Origin of the sequence: Streptomyces sp. SID12501 (assembly GCF_010550245.1) — a bacterium.
GTDB lineage: Bacteria > Actinomycetota > Actinomycetes > Streptomycetales > Streptomycetaceae > Streptomyces.
On sequence record NZ_JAAGLU010000194.1, the window covers coordinates 1 to 713 of the forward strand.

The window sequence follows — 713 nt, forward strand, 5'->3', positions numbered from 1 at the left end:
GAGCCGCAGGTCGGCGTGCCCGAGCGTCGGCGGCAGCGGGTCGTCGGCGAGCCCCGGGTGCGTGGCGGGCGACCAGCGGACGTCGCGCACGAGGTCGGACAGCAGCGTCGCGGCGGTCAGCAGCACGACGTCCTGGCCGGGGCATACGACCGGGCCGGCGCTGAAGGGCACGACGCACGCGTCGTCGCAGGTCAGCTCCTGCCCGTGGCTGTCGGTCGGGATCAGCCGCGGCACCGGCTCGCCGTGGCCGTCGACCAGCGTGGAGCGGGGTTCCCCGTCGGCGAAGGCGTGCCGCTCGCCCCACTGCCGGAGGGCGACGACGACGCCGAACAGGTCCTTGCCGGCGACCGTGAGCTCGTACACCTGACGCCTGCCGGAGGGGGCGTCGACCTGCGCGAGGACGCCGAAGGCGCAGAGCCGCCGGAGTCGGTCGCTGAGGATGTTGCGCGCGATGCCGGTCCGGCGCTTGAGCTCCGTGAAGGACCGTGCGCCGTCCATCGCGTCGCGGACGACCAGCAGGCTCCAGCGGTCCCCGACGAGGTCGGCGGCGCGGGCCACCGGGCACGTCGCGTCCGTCCAGACGGGGGGTGCAGCGTGGGCGGGCATGACCACTCCTTCAGAGTTGCGATCTGCAACTGATTGGGCCTACGGTGCGTTGGTTTCACAATGCTACCGAAGGGGCGAGGGTGACGGCACGGACGAGGTCGCTGCTC

The 713-nt window shown here is 73.2% G+C and carries 1 pseudogene; it reads right to left on the reverse strand.

The features are described 5' to 3' along the window. Positions 1-201: 201 nt before the first annotated feature. Positions 202-606 (reverse strand): annotated as a pseudogene (locus tag G3I71_RS45185) (winged helix-turn-helix transcriptional regulator); the annotation flags it as partial. Positions 607-713 lie beyond the last annotated feature (107 nt).